Origin of the sequence: Paenibacillus sp. FSL L8-0708 (genome assembly GCF_038009325.1) — a bacterium.
Classification (GTDB): domain Bacteria; phylum Bacillota; class Bacilli; order Paenibacillales; family Paenibacillaceae; genus Paenibacillus_AQ; species Paenibacillus_AQ odorifer.
Map to the genome: position 1 here is coordinate 3354961 of NZ_JBBPBC010000001.1, position 18931 is coordinate 3373891.

The 18931-nt window shown below is 44.5% G+C and carries 20 protein-coding genes and 1 pseudogene; 9 read left to right on the forward strand and 12 right to left on the reverse strand.

All coding sequences use genetic code 11. The features are described 5' to 3' along the window. Window positions 1-30 precede the first annotated feature (30 nt). A complete protein-coding gene (locus tag NYE58_RS15820) occupies window positions 31-1521 on the reverse strand; it encodes a 4-hydroxyphenylacetate 3-hydroxylase family protein (protein ID WP_341002284.1) in 1491 nt (496 codons plus the stop codon). Window positions 1522-1724: 203 nt separating this feature from the next. Between NYE58_RS15820 and NYE58_RS15825 the strand changes: the two genes are divergently transcribed. Continuing rightward, on the forward strand, window positions 1725-2102 hold the full coding sequence (locus tag NYE58_RS15825) for a BlaI/MecI/CopY family transcriptional regulator (RefSeq protein ID WP_076126059.1): 378 nt from the start codon (window positions 1725-1727) through the stop codon (window positions 2100-2102). Between the two features lie 5 nt (window positions 2103-2107). Then, a complete protein-coding gene (locus NYE58_RS15830; RefSeq protein ID WP_341002285.1) occupies window positions 2108-4327 on the forward strand; it encodes a M56 family metallopeptidase in 2220 nt (739 codons plus the stop codon). A 165-nt stretch (window positions 4328-4492) separates the two neighbouring features. Here NYE58_RS15830 and NYE58_RS15835 read toward each other — a convergent pair whose 3' ends face one another. Further along, a complete protein-coding gene (locus NYE58_RS15835) occupies window positions 4493-6556 on the reverse strand; it encodes a methyl-accepting chemotaxis protein (protein WP_341002286.1) in 2064 nt (687 codons plus the stop codon). 374 nt (window positions 6557-6930) lie between these two features. On the opposite strand from NYE58_RS15835, the gene NYE58_RS15840 reads away from it, so the two are divergent. From NYE58_RS15840 to NYE58_RS15850, 3 genes are all read left to right on the forward strand, one after another. Continuing rightward, entirely contained in the window at window positions 6931-8886 is a 1956-nt protein-coding gene (locus NYE58_RS15840) for an AraC family transcriptional regulator (protein WP_341002287.1), read from the forward strand. A gap of 212 nt (window positions 8887-9098) precedes the next feature. Next, entirely contained in the window at window positions 9099-9284 is a 186-nt protein-coding gene (locus tag NYE58_RS15845) for a hypothetical protein (protein WP_076126066.1), read from the forward strand. 113 nt (window positions 9285-9397) lie between these two features. Then, window positions 9398-9856 carry a hypothetical protein gene (locus NYE58_RS15850; RefSeq protein ID WP_076126068.1) on the forward strand — a complete coding sequence of 153 codons (459 nt, stop codon included), beginning with the start codon at window positions 9398-9400 and terminating at the stop codon, window positions 9854-9856. On the opposite strand, the gene NYE58_RS15855 is transcribed toward NYE58_RS15850, so the two are convergent. Then, window positions 9857-10237, reverse strand: a complete 381-nt coding sequence (locus NYE58_RS15855; protein WP_076126069.1) for a hypothetical protein — start codon at window positions 10235-10237, stop codon at window positions 9857-9859. It lies immediately after the preceding gene. 84 nt (window positions 10238-10321) lie between these two features. Here NYE58_RS15855 and NYE58_RS15860 point away from each other — a divergent pair, with 84 nt between their 5' ends. After that, window positions 10322-10789 carry a hypothetical protein gene (locus tag NYE58_RS15860; RefSeq protein WP_076126071.1) on the forward strand — a complete coding sequence of 156 codons (468 nt, stop codon included), beginning with the start codon at window positions 10322-10324 and terminating at the stop codon, window positions 10787-10789. 116 nt (window positions 10790-10905) lie between these two features. Here the strand turns inward: NYE58_RS15860 and NYE58_RS15865 are convergent, their stop codons facing one another. From NYE58_RS15865 to NYE58_RS15895, 7 genes are all read right to left on the reverse strand, one after another. Further along, complete coding sequence (locus NYE58_RS15865; RefSeq protein ID WP_341002288.1) at window positions 10906-11613, reverse strand: ABC transporter ATP-binding protein; 708 nt, start codon at window positions 11611-11613, stop codon at window positions 10906-10908. Between the two features lie 11 nt (window positions 11614-11624). Further along, a complete protein-coding gene (locus tag NYE58_RS15870) occupies window positions 11625-11810 on the reverse strand; it encodes a hypothetical protein (protein WP_341002289.1) in 186 nt (61 codons plus the stop codon). After that, entirely contained in the window at window positions 11810-12385 is a 576-nt protein-coding gene (locus NYE58_RS15875; protein WP_341002290.1) for an ABC transporter permease, read from the reverse strand. The genes NYE58_RS15870 and NYE58_RS15875 overlap by 1 nt, the downstream gene beginning before the upstream one ends. After that, entirely contained in the window at window positions 12357-13376 is a 1020-nt protein-coding gene (locus tag NYE58_RS15880; protein ID WP_076275798.1) for an ABC transporter substrate-binding protein, read from the reverse strand. The genes NYE58_RS15875 and NYE58_RS15880 overlap by 29 nt, the downstream gene beginning before the upstream one ends. Before the next feature lie 125 nt (window positions 13377-13501). Beyond that, a complete protein-coding gene (locus tag NYE58_RS15885) occupies window positions 13502-14257 on the reverse strand; it encodes a class I SAM-dependent methyltransferase (RefSeq protein ID WP_076275797.1) in 756 nt (251 codons plus the stop codon). Window positions 14258-14270: 13 nt separating this feature from the next. After that, complete coding sequence (locus NYE58_RS15890; RefSeq protein ID WP_076275796.1) at window positions 14271-14618, reverse strand: cupin domain-containing protein; 348 nt, start codon at window positions 14616-14618, stop codon at window positions 14271-14273. Window positions 14619-14634: 16 nt separating this feature from the next. Then, window positions 14635-14973: a cupin domain-containing protein gene (locus NYE58_RS15895; RefSeq protein ID WP_341002292.1), complete on the reverse strand. Its 339-nt coding sequence runs from the start codon at window positions 14971-14973 to the stop codon at window positions 14635-14637. A gap of 171 nt (window positions 14974-15144) precedes the next feature. On the opposite strand from NYE58_RS15895, the gene NYE58_RS15900 reads away from it, so the two are divergent. Further along, window positions 15145-15837 carry a Crp/Fnr family transcriptional regulator gene (locus tag NYE58_RS15900; RefSeq protein WP_076126085.1) on the forward strand — a complete coding sequence of 231 codons (693 nt, stop codon included), beginning with the start codon at window positions 15145-15147 and terminating at the stop codon, window positions 15835-15837. Window positions 15838-16046: 209 nt separating this feature from the next. Here NYE58_RS15900 and NYE58_RS15905 read toward each other — a convergent pair. Both NYE58_RS15905 and NYE58_RS15910 read right to left on the reverse strand, forming a co-directional pair. Continuing rightward, window positions 16047-16712, reverse strand: a pseudogene (locus tag NYE58_RS15905) (sulfurtransferase); the annotation flags it as partial. A gap of 9 nt (window positions 16713-16721) precedes the next feature. After that, window positions 16722-17045, reverse strand: coding sequence for a hypothetical protein (locus NYE58_RS15910; RefSeq protein WP_341002293.1), 324 nt, complete (start codon window positions 17043-17045; stop codon window positions 16722-16724). A 599-nt stretch (window positions 17046-17644) separates the two neighbouring features. On the opposite strand from NYE58_RS15910, the gene NYE58_RS15915 reads away from it, so the two are divergent. Together NYE58_RS15915 and NYE58_RS15920 are read left to right on the forward strand one after the other, a co-directional pair. Further along, window positions 17645-17866: a hypothetical protein gene (locus NYE58_RS15915; RefSeq protein WP_341002294.1), complete on the forward strand. Its 222-nt coding sequence runs from the start codon at window positions 17645-17647 to the stop codon at window positions 17864-17866. A gap of 322 nt (window positions 17867-18188) precedes the next feature. Next, a complete protein-coding gene (locus tag NYE58_RS15920; protein ID WP_341002296.1) occupies window positions 18189-18788 on the forward strand; it encodes a hypothetical protein in 600 nt (199 codons plus the stop codon). The last annotated feature ends 143 nt before the right edge of the window (window positions 18789-18931 follow it).

The window sequence follows — 18931 nt, forward strand, 5'->3', positions numbered from 1 at the left end:
AACATCATTATAAACCTTCGGAACTCTTGATTAATTGGAAATTCCATCTGTTGTTGACTTAGACAAGTGGGCATCAGGGGCAATAAATTCGTGAACGATTTGACGAAAATACTCGTGATTATCATAGCTGTTGTACATACGCCAGGCCACTGTTTGGGAGTTGCCGAAAAATAACCGCTCAAACTGGGTTTGACGACCTCCGAATGCACCCGCTCCTAGTTCCCAAGCCAGCCGGAATAAGGCATTTCGATACCACGCATCCGAGATATTTCCCTTCAAATACTCATAAAGATACGAACCAGCGCTTGATGTAAAGTCGGCTTCAGAGGGGATCATGATGAGCCCGCTTGAACTGAGGTTTTGAACCATTTCAACCATCTCTGGATAAAACTCTGAAAAGTGAATGGTTGAAGCCAACAGTGGACCTTTATCTGGAACGAGATATCCAAATTTGTCGAGCGAAGCCCCTATTTCCGCTGCAAGTCTTAAGGCTTTGAAAGTTTCTAAATATGCTAATATTCTGGAAATAGGCAAAATCGTGTAGGACTCAAGGACAGCGTTTTGTTCTTCAGCCAAAGACTCTAGCAAACCAAGAAAAAACTCGGTTTTTGCAATATAGCGGGTGACAATTTGGTGGGCCATATGCGTATGAAAGTTACTCTCGCCGAATAATCGGGAACAGTACATCTCATCGCCATAATAAAATATACGAACATGAGGGATAAGTACACGGTCAAAGATAACAAGGGTATCCATTTCTTCATATCTTGAACTTAACGGATGGTCGTAAGTAGATGAGGCAGCGTAGCTTTCACGGCAAAAAAAAGTCATTCCAGGCAGATCATTAGGCACCGCAAAGGCAAACGCAAAGGGATTATCATCATCCACAAGTGTGGGTGAGGGAGTCGGGAATACAAGCATTTCATCGCAGGTAGCTCCCTGTGTTGCCATCATAAAAGCACCGGTAACAATCATCCCCTCATCATTGATTTCTACGACTTTAGCAGCGATAGAATCCTCTGTAGCATCAATCTGGCCGGATATTTTGCTGGCTTGAGGCTGGATGAAAGCATGGGATAAGGTAATATCATGATCTCGACAGTAGGCATAGTATTTTCTGAGGTTCTCAGCATATTTCGGATTATGATCCTCAAGGATATCAGCAGCTGTGAACAGAGACATGATGGCCGTATTCATATAATCGGGGGAACGTCCTAAAAATCCGTGATGTCTGTTGGACCAGAGTTCAATCATTTTTCTCCGGCGTTCTAAATCTTCAGCATTTTTGGGTGGAAGAAAAGATAAACCAACCGGATCTCCAGTATCAGGTGAAGGATAGGTCATCTGCGCCAAATAACGTTCATCACACTGCATGTTATACATTTCGGCTTGTGTTTGTATGAGACCTTGAAAGGCAGGGTGTTTGGATAAAGGACCTTCAACACGTGTTCCTTTGTACCAGATATTGATCTTTTGCCGGTCGATTCGTTCGATGTATTGATTACCTGTTTTTATAGGCATAGGTTCCACCTCTTTGAAGTCATCTTTGACTAATAAAGCCGTATTATTGCTATTAATGTACGTAATCATGAATCTCCGTGTACATTGTCCATAAACCGTGGTGAGCTGGGAGTTTAGGGTTGACATAAACGATGCTGACTTGTATATTTTGGATATTGGATTACAAGTGTAGTCATACAGAGGAAAGAAAGGCGGATAGAATGATGTCTACGGAAACTCCAAAGATCTCGGATGCCGAGTGGGAAGTGATGAAGGTGCTGTGGGCAAGTGCCCCACGCACTGCAGGTGAGATTGTTGAAGCACTAGAAGGCAGCAGGGACTGGAACCCAAAGACGGTACGGACGTTGATTAAGCGTCTGACAGAGAAACGGGCTATTGGTTATAACCAGACAGGTAGGGTGTATTCCTATTATCCGCTGGTGCGGGAAGAGGAATGTGTCCAATCGGAGACAAGATCCTTTCTGAAGCGGATCTACGGTGGAACTCTGCGCCCGATGTTGGTCAATTTTTTGCAGGATGAAAAGTTGTCCCGGGAAGATATTGAAGAACTGAAGAGAATTTTGGATGAACGAAAGGACTGAGCCGCTTGCTGGAAGCTGCATACAATCTGTTCGTCAAGGTATTGTCGCTGTCTGCCATGGCGAGCGTGCTGGCTCTGCTGATCTTATTGACCCGCTTCCTGTTCAAGGATCGTCTGAATCCTACTTGGACGTATCTTCTGTGGATACCATTGATCGTGAGGCTGGCTATACCTTGGGCACCTGAAAGCACATTTAGTATTTTTAATCTGTTGCCGCTGGAGAAAGAAACGGCGCAGAGTTCCTTTATTTCGTCAGCGCAATCGGAAGTTGGCTTTACTTATGTCCCAGAGTTGACCGGAGGGGAAAAGGAACCGCCGTCAGTTACTGGAATTGCAAAAAGTGGACCTTTGCCGGGAGAATCGACATCGGATGTTATGGTACAAGTCAATCCGCAAACCGATTCAGGATGGCAGCCGATACATGTACTGGTTTTGGTGTGGTTTGGCGGAGCGGCGGTGGTGCTGGGCATGTCGGTTCGAGCGCAACTGCGATTTACCGCACGGGTTCGACAGGAAACGGAGATTCATTCCTCAGAAGTCCAACGGTTGTTCGAATCCTGTAAGCAGGAAATGCAGGTGCGTCGCCCAGTCAAGCTGATCGGGACGAAGCAGATTGCCGTACCGACACTACTTGGCGTTATGCGGCCCAAGTTGCTGCTGCCCACCTCTACTTTACACACTCTGGAGACGAACGGACTCCGTCATATATTCCTTCATGAGCTGGCACATGTGAAGCGCCATGACATTTTGCTAAATCTGCTGACAGGTCTGCTGCTGGCCATGCATTGGTTTAATCCGCTGTTGTGGTATGCCGTACGCCAAATGAAAGAGGATCAAGAGGTTGCCTGTGATGCTCTGGCCTTGAAGCATCTTGAACCAGCTTGCCACAGAAGTTATGCCTTGACACTTCTCAAATTGTTAGAAACCTTACCCGATCCGATCCGGTTGGCAGGTACAGCTGGCATTTCAAGCAGTAAAAAGGAAATGGAAAGAAGGATTATTATGATCACCAGGCACAAAAAATTTACGGCAAAAAGCTCAATGCTGGGCCTCGCTGTAATTATGATCTTAAGTGGCTGTACCCTTACAGGAGCAAAGCTAAATTCTGCATCAGCTCCGGCAATGAGCGCTCCTGCTACTTTTCAGGCAGAAGTGCAGGATAAAAATACAACGGCTTCCGGGGTTAAAGGCACTCTTTTGGCGGAAAAAAACGGAATCACGTTATCTGCTAATCCCACTGGTGAGAATACACTTTTGCATAAAGTCACGGTAGATGTGCGTGGTGAAGTAAGCCGTACATTCTTGTGGAATGCAGGAGAAGATAAAACTCGGCCTCCATTGATTGAAGAAGCAGATGTGAACGGAGATGGAACTAAAGAAATTTTCATACGCATTACGACCGGCACGGGTACTGGACTTTCTATGAGTGAGATTCATGTGCTCCAGCCTGCTAGCTTGGAAGAGCTTGTGGTCGAAGATCCGATCGAAACGTTGAATCAGAAGCTGAAATCATCCATTACACATCGAAATAACCACACTTATGTATCTGCTGAACTGGACGGAAAGCATTTGACCAAAGTGTATGATTACACGGAGGGAGCTTGGGGAGAGAAGGTCGGATTTGGATCTATAGTTTCATACGAACTGATAGATGACCAAATTGTAGCCCATATGTCCGGTGCGGCGTCTATGTCTGAGTTTCCGCTCGAAGTTATTGCCGTTTACGGGAAGAATCTGACCATTGAGAGCGCACAGATGTACTATGGATCGTTTATATCTCCACCACTCAGTGAACAGGATATCAAGTCCATGATGGAAAAACAGCTTCCGGCAAGTGGTTGGACCTTTAGCAAAGACGGAGATCAGTATAGGGTGGATATAGATCCACTGAATGGCGTAGGGGAAGGCAATAGCTATAAAATAAATCCGCTTACCGGAACGGTTCATGACGTAACTTCTGGCAGTCCACTGAGAAGTCTTGTAAACCGAGAAGCGATAGATCTGTGGAACATCTCTAACGGTACAGAATACCAGAAGGAACTGTATAAGTTACTCCAACCTATCTTTGATACAGAGGGTTTCAAGCCAACAGATACGGACTGGATTTCAGGCTTTATCGGGGATGGTTATTTGTTCAGTGATGTTAGGCAAGGAAGCAGGGAATTCACGATTAAAGTAGATGTCTTTACTGGTCAGTGGGAGGAAATTCCTGACCCGTATCAATAGTTAAGTTTCAAGGTCTGTACCGTATTATTGAAGAGACCATTACTAGCGAATTGAAACTAAAAGCAGCCAGTACGCGCCGATAGATTATCGGCATGCACTGGCTGCTTAATTTTTCTAGAAGGGAGGACAGTCTTACGACTGTGTAAATTACGGATGACTAAAGGACTATTCAACCTGGAACTGGTTTAATTCGTCCTGAAGCTTTTTAGACAACTGATTGAGCTGCAGGGATAGCTCGGCAACCTGTTCAATGCTGTCCAATTGTTCCTGCGTACTTGCGCTAACTTCTTCCGTTGAAGTGGAATTCTCTTCTGTAGTTGAAGAAATGATTTCGAGTGCCTGTAGGATTTCATCTTTGTGTTTATGGACTTTGGAGGTGTTGCTGCTGATTTGAATCATACGTAATCTCAAAGCCTCCAAATCGCTGTTGATGCTAAAGAATACCTGTTTCGTAGCCTGCACGGATTTTGCATTTTCTTCGGCAATTTCAAGTCCTTGGGCTGTGTATTCCACAGATGCTCTAGTTTTCTCTTCGATTTCATGAACCTTTCTGCCAATCTCCTGTGTAGCCTGTGCAGTCTGCTCCGCCAACTTGCGAACCTCTCCGGCAACAACGGCAAATCCGCGTCCCTGTTCTCCCGCACGTGCTGCTTCTATGGAAGCATTTAGTGCCAGCAGATTGGTTTGCGTAGCGATTTGATGTACCGTGTCCACGATGCTCGAAATTTCATGACGGCTTTGATCAATATCATGGATGGCAGACGATATCGAATGAGTGGAGTTATGATTTTCTTCTGCCCATTTTGATAACTGATCTAATACACCCAACCCCAGTTCGCTCTGGTCGGCAGAAGCCTGCACCATCGTCTCTATGGCTATGGCATCATTAGCGATTTCGTCAATTTGACCAGATAATGATCCGGTTTTTTGCAAAATCGTATCCGTTTCGATCGACTGATAGTTGGTTGCATTCGCAATCTCATTAATGGCTGTAGCTGTATCGTTCATCGTTATAGCTGTACGGGAAGAAATAGATTGCAGATCCTTTGAGGACTGGTTTAATACCTGAGCGGAGGTACCCACTATTTGGAGCATCCCTTGAATTTTCTGGACCATGTTGAATATTCCGTTGGAGATTTGTCCAATTTCGTTGTTGGAATAGGCATCAAATTGAACCGTCAAATCCCCATTTTCCACCCGTTTGATTTTGGTAAGCAGCTTCGGTATGGATCTGAGCAGATAACGGAGTGTGATATACGAAAATAAAACGAGCAGAATCGCCGCTGCAACAAACCCGCCAATCGTAATCCAGGTGAACTTTTTTAATTCGGAAAGCACTTCCCGCTCTGAAATAGTTAAACCTACGGACCAGCCGGTATCTTTACTTGTAGCATAGCCGATGTAACGGCGTTCTCCGTTGTCATTAATCAGATGTACGCCGGATTCACCAGCGATCATTTTCTTGCCGATTTCCCCAAGATCACCTGGCAGCTCATTAATCTTTTCCTTTGTGACCTTAGACTGGTCTGGGTGATACAGAATATCACCTGTTTTGGAGGCGAGAATGGAATAACCTGTGCTGCCTAGCTTATAGCTTTCCATTAACTCCGGGATATTTTTAGACGCTATATCAACCGCGACAAAACCGATTAATGTATTGTTGTCATTTTTTATCGGATAGAAAATACCCATCAGCATATCGCCTGTAGTGATGTCAATATAAGGATCGGAGTAGTACAGGCCGTCTGCTTCGACTGCTGGCTTATAATACGGCCGTTCTTTAATGTTAAAAGCAGCATCTGATGTCGTACCATTGTTGAGGATATAAAAACCTTTGCCGGCAGTACTAGCAATCCATGCATCTGCAAAAGTGGGTTCCACCTTTACAATGGCAGCTAGTGTCTTTGCTACCTCAGCGGCATGCGGAGAAGTTGTGGCCATTTCAGGAGCTTCGGTGGTTTCGATGTATTGTTTGAATAAGTTATTCGTTGACATTTGCTTGACCAGTGAACCCTTTTCCTTAAATAGTGCATCAAATTGACTGACAAGTGCCTGTGTTTTGGTCTGAAGCATAGATTCTTGTTGTTTCACAAGTATGCTGCGAGTGCTGGAAAACATAAAGGTTCCCAAGATTGAGAAGACGACAACAATAATAACTAAAAGTACAATGGACAAAGTATTTGCTATGCTTGATGAACCAAACCGCCTTTTTTTTAGTTGTTGTAACATGCTACCATCTCCCCCAAGTTGTCTCTGAGCAAATAGCTCATAAGAACATATCGGAAGATAGTGAGATTTTCGAAATAGTAATTTTGAGAATGAAAAAATTAAATTAAAATGGATGATGCACAGGATAAATCCTTGACTGGTGCGGGATTTCAAGATGGTGGGGGGAGAGGGAGATCTTAACAATTAGCCTGTAGCTTGGCACATTGCAGCTACTGATTAGAGGCGAATTGTTGTTTTTTTAGGTGATGCTTAACTGCCTTTATCAGACTTCTTGTTTGTAGATTGCTTCCAGCTCTTGCGGTTGATAATGATTATCAATTATACTTCCGATAGGAAGGAGGCGAGTAAAGATTTTAAATGCTGATGATAATTTGATGCTCTGGGATTATGCACATATCCGGCTGATTGATATTCGCCATATGTTGTTCAAGGCAGGAGACAAGCTGACCTCCTATAGGTTCCCGGCTGCAGGTTTTTTATATATGGTTCGCGGCAACGCGGTTTTTCGGCTCAATGGAAATAAACATGCTGCAGAACGTTTTCATATCCTACACAGCGGAAAGGGAGGGCAACTGGATATTGATTGGGTCAGGGAGGAAATGGAGTTTTATTTTATTTTCTATAAAGCCTCGCTTTCGCTAACGTCCGGATCAGGTGTACGCAGACTTTTTGAAAGAAACAGTCCTTTTCAAAAACAATATGAATTTGCTCCGAATGCTCCAGTGGCTTTGCTGTCTCAAGTAAAGGAGATGCACCGGAAATGGCTGGACTCAAGTTCACTTGAACGGATTCAGATCAAAGCAATGCTTTATCAATTTGTCTACGAAGTTGAGCGGCAGAGACAGGCATATGGAGTCTATCCCGTCAAGCCGGATCTGGTGGAGCAAGCAGTTCGATACATACGAGAATATTACAGTCAGCCTATTACCTTATCCTCTATTGCAGAGCAGCTTAATTATAGTGTGGCCTATGTGGCGAAGCAGTTCAAAAGCAAGACGGGTACCAGTCTGATTGATTTTCTTATTCGGACGCGAATAGATAAGGCGCAGGAACTGCTGCTAAATACCGATGCATCATTGCAGGAGGTTGCCGCCGGAGTGGGGTACACGGACCTGTCCTATTTCATCCGTATTTTCAAGAAAACAACCGGTGTGACTCCGGGTAATTTTAAGTCATTGGCCCTAGGCTCTGCCAAAGGATCAGATCGTCCTAAAATCAGGCTAAGATTGTCTAATGCAGGATGGGCTGAGCCAAGTTATATTGTTAATGATCATGATAATCATTATCAATATAGAAGAAAAGGGGATTTACCGATGGTTAGAAATACAAAAATGTCAATGGGAGCAGCGATGCTGTTATGTCTGGTTTTAATGCTTAGTGCTTGTTCTTCAGGGAACAGTCCTGTTAATTCTGTGAATGCTGGCCCTAGTCCGGTATCCTCTGTGCAAACAGAGACAAGTCCACCGGACTCAGCCGCCAATTCAAAATCTACAAGAGTATATAAAGACAGTCAGGGGCATGAGGTTGATATTCCAGAGCGTCCACAGCGGATTGTGCTGCAAGGTAATTCGATCGGAGACCTGCTGGCACTCGGGATTCAGCCGGTCGGTGTCGACCGCCGGTTTATTGAAGAATCAGTCTATTTGGATAAGGAGACAACCCCGGCACAGGATATTGGATTTCCTACAAATCTGGAACTTGTTTTGGATCTGGAACCGGATTTGACAATGCTGGGTTATGTGATGGACAAACAATATGAAGAAGTGTCCAAAATATCACCTACTGTTGTATTTGACCAGAGTAAACCCTTGTCTGAGCGTCTGCCTGTCATTGGTGAGATAGTGGGTAAAAAGGCTGAAGCAGAGCAACTGTTGTCCGAATATAATCGCAAGGCCGAGAATATGTGGAGCGGATTGCGTCAGGAAGGCAAACTTGCCGAAGGAGAAACAGCGGTAGTGCTGATTTATTATTGGAACAAGACAATGTATTTGATGAAAACTGGTGGTATTCCTGCACTGCTGTATCAGCCGCAGGGCTACAAAATGTCCGAGGCAGTGAAGGAAATCGAGCCGGCAGAAGGTGCACCCTATATTGAGGTCTCCCCTGAGCTAATGCATAAGATGCTTATTGGTGACCATTTGTTTGTCATCTATCCGGCCAATGCTGATGCGGAAAATTCCTTTAATGAGTTAATGAAAACTGCGTTGTGGAGCTCGCTCCCTGCTGTAAAGAGCGGAAAAGTTACTTTTGTGGAGACTAAATGGAATTATGACGATATGTTGACCAGCAGCATGCTGCTGGATGAGTTCCCTAAACTGCTGGCTAAATAAATGAGATCTCAGGTTAATCCGCAACAAAGAAGCAGAGGAGGAACTCGCTGCTTCTTTATTTTGTTTATAAAGTAAAGAGGGTTGAATATAGAATAGTAATCGGTCATTGTTTTTTGTTGATTAGCTAGACTCCAAGAGTAGCATCGATTAATCTGAAGAAGTGGAATGCGTGTTATGATTGAATCGTCGACATAGATAAACGGAGGCTGACTATGACTTACTCACAGATCTGGAACAACTCAGGAAATGAAGCCGATATTCTTTATTTGGAGCAGCAGATTAAGGCAGTTAAAAAAGAAATAAAACGAGCAGAAGCTGCAGAGCTTCAAGAAATATTGGATCAAGCGAATCGTAAGCTGGCTGAATTGGAAGCGAAGCTGGACGAGCTTGAGGATTAGGAGCTCACCGCCCTTTTGTACCGTTTGAACTTTATGTTTCTGAATTTGCACCGGTGTCTATATAGTTTTATAATTGTAGTTTACTTAATCGTATTACTGGGAGGAATGGGCAAATGGATAAAAATAGAAAATATATGCTTGTCGGTGCGCTTCTGACAGGGGTAGGTGTCTCTTTGATGGCCTATACAGCAAGCCGCTATACTTCGTTTAAACGAATCGTAGCCAATACCATCCGTTTGGAAGAAATCGCCTCTCTAGAAATCTCGCGATTGTCTTCAGTTCCCGGTGAAAAGAAAGACATCATTATTACTGATCCTGCTGTTATTGAGCGGATTTTTGCTGATTTCTCTCATGTTCAATTAATGAAATCGGCCCGAAATGTCAGTTCTGACAAAAACTTCAGTTATTATATTACGATAGTTCAGGCTGACTGCAAGCAACGATTTGATATTATTTTAAAAAGCAGACAGCATATGATCATTTATGATAATGATTTAAGCAATCCTCACTTGAATGCCTATAAAATTATCAGCCCTTATTATCCGCAAGCACTGGAACAGGTTTTCGACTGATTATATAGAGGTGCGCAATGAAGTAATATCATAGCCCATTTCCTGCATAGCATCCAATCCATTTATGATCTCTATTGTCCGGGTGCCGTCCCAGCCTTTAGCCGTTCCATATTCGATCCATTCGCGGATACGCTGTGGATGATTTAGATTATAGACATCTTCAAAACCCTTTTTATGGTTTTGCAGCAGATAGCCTGTATTTAGCGGACAACCGGCAATAGGATCATCCCATGTTAGGAGTTGGATGCGGAGGGGGTGGAGCTTTACATTTTTATGATAAATCTTTAATTCAAGCAGACTCCGTTCGTCATGGATTCTCATGCCCAATATATAGCTGTATTCCAGTTCCCTGAGCGTGATAGAACGCAGCTTTTTTTTCATGAAAATCGCCTCTCATCCTAATAATTTTGTTATCATAGCAAGCATAGGGATATTTTTCAAGCAATCAACAGGAAGGATGTTTATATGAAGTATGAATTTGGGGTCATGGCATCCATTACAGAATTGGTGGAGTACCCGGATGAGCAGAGTGATACCTATATTCCGCACCCGAATTTTCAGATCATCATGGATCAATTGGGTATTACAGTACCCGTTGCTGAGATTTATGAACATTTTTTTGCCAACCCTGTTCACACCGGACATGTGCTCGTTTACAGCAATCCAGAGCAACCAAACGCTTGTATTGTCCTCGACACTTACCGTGATCCGCTGGACCAGCTAGACATGATTTATTTCGGATGGCGCTGTTCGTCCGAGAAAGACAATATCCGTGAGCTGTCCCGGCGTTTTTATGATGAATGTGAATTTGCGGTCCGTTATGAAGAAGGTCAATCCGTGCTTTACAAGGTGTTGAAGGAGGATACCTATCCGCGAAAATTTTACTATAATACCGTGTTTGAGCAGCAGTTGAAACGATACCCGGCAAAATAGGCGCTAGAAATACATAACCGAATCACTTAGCACAAAAACGCGAGTTCAGGGCAATGCCGCCCAGACTCGCGTTTTCTATATACCTGTTTTTGAAATGCTCTGCATCATTCAGGCAATTACTGTGCCGTCAGCAGCTGCTCCAGAATTTCGGCGCGAATCTTCAGCAGGCTCAGCTCTTTCAGCGAACGGCTGCGCTGTGGAGTATCAATTTCAATTATTTTTACAATCCTGCCCGGATGTCGGGACAAGATCATAATTTCATCACCCAACAGCAGGGCTTCATCAATATCATGCGTAACAAAAACGATGGCACATTTCTTGCGCTCCCACAATACGATTAATTTCTGAACTAAATCAAACCGCAGATGATAGTCCAGGGAGTGAAAAGGCTCGTCCATCAGCAGCATATTTCCGCCGTGATAAAAAGCGCGGGCAATGGAGCAGCGCTGCCGCATGCCTCCTGACAGCTGATGAGGATAATGATTCTTGTAGGCAGCAAGCCCGACCTCTTCCAAAAATGCTTCGATTTCCGACGCAGAGGTCGGAGAAGCCTCCTTAACAAAGCTGATATTCTCACCAACTGTAGACCACGGCAGCAAACAATCCTCTTGAAAGACATAGGACAGCTTTAGCTCTGGATGCACAGTGACCCTGCCGGAATCGGCGCTTTCGGACTGTGACAGGATATTCAGCAACGTTGTCTTTCCCGCACCTGAAGGGCCTAGAATGCAAATTATTTTTGGCATCTGGATTTTAAGACTGATTTTTTCCAGGACAGGAACTCCCGAATAGTGCTTGGAAACTTCTTGTAGTGTAATAAGCATAAGCCCCACCCTTATTTATTCAAATGCGTCGGCAGGCTTACCCTGCTGCGGAACAGAAATGTAATGCAAGATTTGATCACATTCCAGAAAATAGCCATAAACAATGCCAGGGCAAACACGCGATCGGTCTCCAGATTTGTTCTGGCATCGGACAGCAGGCTGCCGATCCCGTCGACGGAGGTCAACAGCTCCGCCATTACGGCCAGCTTCCAGCCCAGTCCGCTGAGGTGATCATGCCCGATTTCAGATAGCTTTTGAGCGAAGGCAATATAATATGCCGGAGAATCTTATTGCCGGGCACATGATAGACCTTGGCCATCCGCATCAATTTGCCATCGATCGCCGCAAATCCCTCGTACAGATTGACCACCAAAACCGGTGTAGTGGACAACACGATAATAAAAATTGCAGGCAGATCCGTAAGCCCAAACCAAATGATCGCGATGCCCAGCCAGGCGATCGGCGGCACGGATTGCATTATATCGATGACAGGTTCCAGATAAGGCTTCCAACGCGGATAAAGTCCAAGCAGCAGCCCCAGACAGCCGCCCAGCAGCAGAACGCAGACCATGCCGATCAGCAGCTTGAGCAGCGTGCGATAAACTGCATAATAAAATTCCGGATCACCGAAATAGCTCAGGACCGTGCGCATCGTCTCCAGCGGGCCAGGCAGGACAAAAGGGTCCATCTGCATAGCTCCAAGCTGCCACAGCAAGGCAATGCCCAACAGGGATATGGCTTTTTTACTTAGGCTGATAATAGAACTTTTCATCGGGAAGCTTGCCTCCAATGCTGTCCTTGCTGTAATTCATCAGCGTCTGGTAATACGTTGACAGAACCTCTTTGCTCTCGGAAGCGGAGGCGAAATCCAGCGCCATATGCGGAATCGCTTTCTCAACCACACCGGCATCCAGCTTGAAATACTTGTTGGCCAACTGAGCCGCCTCTTTGGGGTTGTCCAGCGTCCATTGCAGCGCTTTTTGATATTCTTCCTGGAAGCGGGCGACCAGTTCCGGCTGGCTGGCAATTACTGACTGCTTGGTTGCGAGTCCGGCGTTGGGCAGATCGGTGTTTAATTTGGTAACCTGCTGCCATTCCTTTTTGTAATCCACGATCGAGCGCACCTGATCATTTTTCATTTGAATCGCGGTAATTTGCGGCTGAATGCTCACAATTGTGGAGGCCTTGCCGGATAACAACAGCTGAGCTCCTTCAGCCAGCTGGGTGTAATGCAATGTGATGTCTTTCCCTGGCTCCAGTCCGTTATGCTTCAAAAAGGTCTGCGTAATATAATCGACAGGCGAGGATTTCATAGGCACATACAGCGTTTTTCCTTTAAGATCCGCCCAGCTCTGGATGGACGGATCTGTTGTAATCATGCTCATCACTGACCAGGTATTCACATTCATCAAGGAAAGATCCATTCCCTTGTTATACATCACGACGGCATTGTTCAGCGGCAGAGCTAAGAAGCTTACTTGATTGTCCTTAGCCAGCGCGGTCAGCGTGTCGATGGACTCCCAGGTTTTGAACTCGATGTTGACCGATTCTCCCAACGCCTTGGATTCAATTAGCCTCAGAATAGGCAGAGAAGGCGGAGAAGGAGGGCCGCCGACCGTGATATTCAGTATTTCTGCCGGGCCAGCGGAGGGAGCGGCGGATTTGGGCGAATTTTCATTTTTTTGTTGCGAACAGGCACTTAACATAAAAAATAAACTTAACAGTAAACTGAGGCACAAGGCATAAACAGATTTAGCTTTCATCGTGAGTCCCTTTCAAGCGGTTATTTTGACAGCTAGATGGTAATGTTGATGAATTTTATTGATAATTATTCTCAATTACAGTGAAAATAAAAACCTATCATAAGACATGATAGGCCTGCGCCCAACTATTTTTTGCTGCTGCAAACGGCAATATAATTCAGATCTTTACCCGTCGTATTAAAAAAGGTATACATCTTTTTGAACTGTTCCCGGTTCTCTTTCTTGAGCCCGTTTTTCACAATACGCAGCGCCCCGATAACCCCTTCATCGCGAATGAGTCCATTGATACTCATTAAGGACATGGGACCGGTAGCATTGTCTACTTGCTTAAAGCCTGCGGAGTGGAACAATCCCGCCCAATGCCCAACAGACAGCGGCTCGACATTGATGTGAATGGTGCGGCGAAGCTCGGCTAGATGTTCTTCCATATTTTCCTTGGCAAAGGTAATATCATGTGTTAGCAGAATGCCGCCAGGCTTTAGTACCCGATAGTATTCGGCGACTGCCTTTTCCTTCGCAGGCTGGTTAAGCATCGTGAGCATGGCTTCATTAATGATAACGTCAAAGCTCTCATTCTCAAAAGGGAGCTTCATCGCATTGCCTTGCCGGACATGGATATAGTTTTCCAGATTGGCATTTTTAATATTTCGGTTTGCTTTTTCCAGCGCCCGCGGGTCCATATCAATGCCGGTAATTTGACAGTGGTATTTCCCGGCCAGTTGAATGGAGGTGGTGCACATATTGCAGGCTACCTCCAAAACCTGGCTGTCCGTACTCAGATTGGCTTGCTGGATCAGCCAGTTGGTTGCTGCAACGCCGCCGGGCCGCAAACGTTTTTTTCCCAGCCGCGCCAAAAAATTATGGCCTACTTCCTTTTTCATCGCATTCACCCCATTACTTATCCGGCTTGACTACAACCAGAAGCATCTGAAACGCCTCTGTTGCGTATAGGGCATGCGGAATATTGGCCGGCATAACTAGGGTCTCCCCGGCATGAACTGTGTAGTTGTCTTCTCCAATTGTAATTTCCGCTTGCCCGGACAAAATGTTGACCATGGCATCGCCCGGGGAAGAATGGCCCCCAATCGACGAGCCTTTATCCAGCGAAAGCAAGGTCATTGCCAGATTTGGCCGCTGTACAAGGGTCAGACTGGAAACCTGCTGTTCCTCTATTGTGATGATGTCTTTCAAATCTATGACTGCGGATTGCGGCAGTTTTTTAATAAATAAACCTGTTTCCATTTTGAATACCTCCGTTTTATATACTGATTTGCAAAAATTTGCAGCTGCTGTGGGCGGAATAATCATGCCAAGTGCCCGCTGGGACGATAACGGATGCGCCGGATGTCAATTGATACGGCTCTTCCGCCACCAGCAGATGAAGCTCGCCTTCCAGCACATGGATGATTTTAGATTTGGGGGAGGTCTCCGAACTGATAGTCTCCTCCTGATCCATGGCATACAATACCCATTCCGGTTGTGCCGCTGTTTCGGCTGCAGCTATGGGCAATGACAGCGTTCGGCTCGCAATCCGGTGCGGCTTGACGCTGATCATATCTGTTAAGAAAAATACCTTGCCTGCTGTAATTCCACTCATACGATCCCCCTGTTCAAAGTACAGTATTTTGATTATTTCCAAATTGCTTGATTGAATGATTCCTGCAATTTGATATAATGAGAATGACTAATGAGAATTATTCTCATTTATTTTATTGTAGCAGAGTATTCATCATGACTCTGTTGCCATGGCAACAGGAGGCTGAGAAAATTGCAGAAATATCTGAGCAGGATACAGAGCACCACTTTGTTTAAGGGATTCGCGGACCGGGAGGTGCAGCAAGCACTGAGCTGCCTGCAGGGCACAATCAAGGATTTTGCGCGGAAGGAGGTTGTTTTTAGAAAAGACGATATTCTGGATTCGGTGGGCATTATTATCCATGGCAATGTTTTGCTGTGCAAAGATAATATCTCAGGCATGAGATTTATTTTCTCGGAACTCGGGGATGGAGAAATTTTTGGCGAAACGGCGCTTCGCCTTGTTCAAGAGCACAGCGGCTATGAAGCGGTGGCGGGATCGGAATGCCGGATTTTGTTTATCAAAATAAATAAAATCGTCCGGCCCGGCCAGGACACTTGCCATTTAAGGGGACGGATCATTGAGAATATGTTGGCCCTGCTGCTTGAGAACAACCGGTCTATCTATCAAAAGCTGGATCTGGTCTCCCACAAATCGCTGCGGGACCGTATCCTGCATTATTTGGCCCTCCAGACCAAAAAAAACAATTCCGCCTGTTTTGAAATTCCGTTTACCCGCAGCGACCTGGCTGATTATTTGACTGTTGACCGCAGCGCCTTGTCCAGAGAGCTGCAGCGAATGGCACAGGACGGGCTGATCCGGTTTAATCGAAATCAATTCGAGCTGTTGGACGCGGAGAATCAGCTGCGGATCAGCGATTTTTAGAATAATTTCTCCAAACATTGAAAAGGAGTAAACAGAGGGAATAATCAGCTAGAAAGCGCATTGGGAAAGGATTTGACCGATCTAAACAGCATAAAAGACGTAGTTAAAGTTAGCTAACTGTTGACTTGAGTTTTGATTTGTTGATTTTAGCTATCTATCGGAGTTACTCATAAATACAAGAGCCCGCGTCGGACGCGGGCTCTTGTATTTTACTCTCCTCCAGTAGCCACCGGATTCTCCTCATATGAAATCCAATCACTCCAGCTTCCCGCATACAGCTTAACATTCTTGTACCCGGCTTTGCCTAGCGCGAGCACATTAGGGCAAGCACTTACACCTGAACCGCAGTACACAATAACCTCTTGCTCAGGATCAATTCCTTCATAATGCTCTTTCAGCACCTCAGTTGATTTCCAGCGCCCTTGCTCATCGAGAACATCCTTCCAGAACTTATTGATCGCCCCAGGAATATGACCTGCCTTCGGATCAATCGGTTCTTCCAAACCTTCATAGCGACGGGACTCGCGGGAATCAATCAATAGTGCGCCACCGGCGTTAACTACATTTTGCACATCTTCCATGCTAGTAAGCATCTTCTTCTGAACATCTGCTTCATACTGGCTAGGAATCCGAACCGCTTGATGATCACTGACGGGGAAGGATGCTTTTTTCCAAGCAGAGTAGCCTTCATCCATTACAAACACACGTTCATGCCCCAAATATTTAAGCATCCACCACAGACGGGAAGCGTAGGCACCACCTTGATCATCATAAGCAACGACAATACTATCTCTGTTAATGCCAACCTTACTAAGTGCGGCAGTTAGCTTTGAAATTTCTGGCAGTGGGTGGCGCCCCCCGTGTTCCCCGATAGGTTCAGGGTTCTAATATTGATCTAAACATCGCAAACGTTCTACACTATCGCGCATGTTGTCTGCAATCATTCTACTTGCTCGATCAAGTATATCTTTTATTTCCGTTTGATCCTTAGGGTAAGTTTGTTCGAACAACTGGTCATTATCATGAGTGATATAGACAAATAGCTCATCTTTGTCAGCTAAAGCAATCGACTTACTGGAATCCACATTTGTTAAATTGTTATCCAAAGCGACTAGCTCGATTATTTCAACCAAATTACGGTCTTTTCTTTCAATGGTTCGGACGATGAAATCGTCCCAGTTCTCTCCCTCTTTTAATTTAAAATCCATAACGACCAATCTCCTTTCTGAATTTGGAAAATTTTATTCTATCAGGTTGAAAATTTCTGGTCAATCAGCTTTTTAAGTTTTGGTTGAACCCTCATGTACTATTAAGTACGAAATGCTGTTGAGCACTGCAAGCTCTATTGTTTGCAGCTTGTTGAATTATGCTAACAATATAATGTTAGCCTAATGGGCAATAATACCATGGAAATACTAGATAGAAGAGAAAGTCTGAAATAGTGAGCAAATAGGGTGTTATTCAGACGGAACAACGATTTATGCGGAAATTAAATTTGGAAACTCCTTCGAAAAGCTACCCCGATTTTGTCAATACCCTTCTGAACTCCCCTGTGAGCAGTGACGGTAGAACACTAGATTTAATTGGGAAAATAAGAAAGGAAATGGATTGTGATCCCATCATCAGCGAGTTCTATTGATATGCGTTATTCTAATGCTAACAGTTCGCACGGGCCCTGCGAACTGGAATAAGTTTGCGGCAATCGAGATTCCGCAAGAGGGATTACAAGCCAAGATCACGTAAGCAATATCCTGGTATATATGAATTCGATGTCAATGTTTGTGAGAAATGGTGGGCAGCACACCGATTGACTGCAAAGAAGCAAGAAATTCCTTCAAATGCCCTCCAACAGACCAAGCTTGCAAAGAAACTAATCGTTAGCACTCGACTAATCTCAGTTTGGAGGAATCGTGGGCTACCATCGGAGAAGATGCCTGATGGAACCGTATGGATTGATCTAGATAGAGTGAAGGAATGGTTACTTGAGCAGAAAGATGAACGAACCAAAGAACATGCCAATAAGTTATAAAATGCTTTTTCAAGAGAACATGGGTTGGGCTAAAGAATCATTTAATGTTATGTAAACTTGACAATCGAAGGGGTTATAGCAGGTAATGCAGACATCAAGAAGAAAGGAAGGTACCGGAACCGGCATTAGCAGGGTTACCCGAAGTTGAGTAAGCAAGATGCTTACGACTTTCAATAGAGATTAGTGTTAAATAAAACTATATCAGGAGGAAATTACATGTTAATAACAATTAATCAGGCTTGTAAGAAGTATCGAATACCCTTGGCAGTTCTAGAAGATTGGGCTGCGGTATTTCTTCCCTATTGAGCAGGTAGCTGGAGTTATGACGGATATTTACGATTATATACCACGAAATTGGAAAGTTAATTCAGATGAAGCAGATGAATGGGTTGATGAACGAGTACAGAGTGTTATTGAAGGGAGTGTATTTGCTCTTATCTTTGCCACTGGAGAAGACACTAGCCGTCAGTCACAAATCATCATTGATCAGGCACAACCGGAATTTCTTCGGAATTATTTATACCCAAGTATGCCCGAGCAGGTTAAAGTAGCTGTTGAGAAAGCTGAATTCGATGACTTGCGAGGTGGCTTTTTCAATGGTCATAAAAAGAGTAGATGGATAGAAGCCGTAGCCGGAATATTGGGGCATAACGCTTTAGAAACATTAAAGCATGAAGGCGATAGCTTGAATAATCTTGTTGGTTTTGAAGCACGATTGTACGCGCTTTATCTCAGAAGTATAGCTAGCGCACGTAGTAAGCGGCACCCAGAATTCAAAATCTATGTTTCAGGACTTCTCGGTGCTGGGACATTTGATCATTTGAATCCTATAATCATAGAACAAGCGATTCAGAAGTATGGAACAACTTTCATTAAGGGGTTGGAGAAAGGAGCAAGTTACTGGAACTCTAAAGTTAAATAGTTGAAATCCAGTCGTAATGAAGTTTTAGTTTTTCTGCATTACGACCGGGACTTACCTTAATCATTATCATAAAATCCACCCTCCTATATCTTGTCCATGGGAGACTCCCAGTTATAGAATCGAGTATTAACTACTGGGAGTGT

Bases quoted from the DNA above. Each gene is read 5' to 3' on its own strand.
- NYE58_RS15820 (WP_341002284.1), bottom strand. From the start codon at position 1,521: ATGCCTATAAAAACAGGTAATCAATACATCGAACGAATCGACCGGCAA.
- NYE58_RS15855 (WP_076126069.1), bottom strand. From the start codon at position 10,237: ATGAAAAAAAAGCTGCGTTCTATCACGCTCAGGGAACTGGAATACAGC.
- NYE58_RS15865 (WP_341002288.1), bottom strand. From the start codon at position 11,613: ATGCTTATTACACTACAAGAAGTTTCCAAGCACTATTCGGGAGTTCCT.
- NYE58_RS15845 (WP_076126066.1), top strand. From the start codon at position 9,099: ATGACTTACTCACAGATCTGGAACAACTCAGGAAATGAAGCCGATATT.
- NYE58_RS15875 (WP_341002290.1), bottom strand. From the start codon at position 12,385: ATGAAAAGTTCTATTATCAGCCTAAGTAAAAAAGCCATATCCCTGTTG.
- NYE58_RS15840 (WP_341002287.1), top strand. From the start codon at position 6,931: ATGCTCTGGGATTATGCACATATCCGGCTGATTGATATTCGCCATATG.
- NYE58_RS15860 (WP_076126071.1), top strand. From the start codon at position 10,322: ATGAAGTATGAATTTGGGGTCATGGCATCCATTACAGAATTGGTGGAG.
- NYE58_RS15835 (WP_341002286.1), bottom strand. From the start codon at position 6,556: ATGTTACAACAACTAAAAAAAAGGCGGTTTGGTTCATCAAGCATAGCA.
- NYE58_RS15825 (WP_076126059.1), top strand. From the start codon at position 1,725: ATGTCTACGGAAACTCCAAAGATCTCGGATGCCGAGTGGGAAGTGATG.
- NYE58_RS15880 (WP_076275798.1), bottom strand. From the start codon at position 13,376: ATGAAAGCTAAATCTGTTTATGCCTTGTGCCTCAGTTTACTGTTAAGT.
- NYE58_RS15870 (WP_341002289.1), bottom strand. From the start codon at position 11,810: ATGGCGGAGCTGTTGACCTCCGTCGACGGGATCGGCAGCCTGCTGTCC.
- NYE58_RS15890 (WP_076275796.1), bottom strand. From the start codon at position 14,618: ATGGAAACAGGTTTATTTATTAAAAAACTGCCGCAATCCGCAGTCATA.
- NYE58_RS15920 (WP_341002296.1), top strand. From the start codon at position 18,189: ATGACGGATATTTACGATTATATACCACGAAATTGGAAAGTTAATTCA.
- NYE58_RS15910 (WP_341002293.1), bottom strand. From the start codon at position 17,045: ATGGATTTTAAATTAAAAGAGGGAGAGAACTGGGACGATTTCATCGTC.
- NYE58_RS15895 (WP_341002292.1), bottom strand. From the start codon at position 14,973: ATGAGTGGAATTACAGCAGGCAAGGTATTTTTCTTAACAGATATGATC.
- NYE58_RS15850 (WP_076126068.1), top strand. From the start codon at position 9,398: ATGGATAAAAATAGAAAATATATGCTTGTCGGTGCGCTTCTGACAGGG.
- NYE58_RS15885 (WP_076275797.1), bottom strand. From the start codon at position 14,257: ATGAAAAAGGAAGTAGGCCATAATTTTTTGGCGCGGCTGGGAAAAAAA.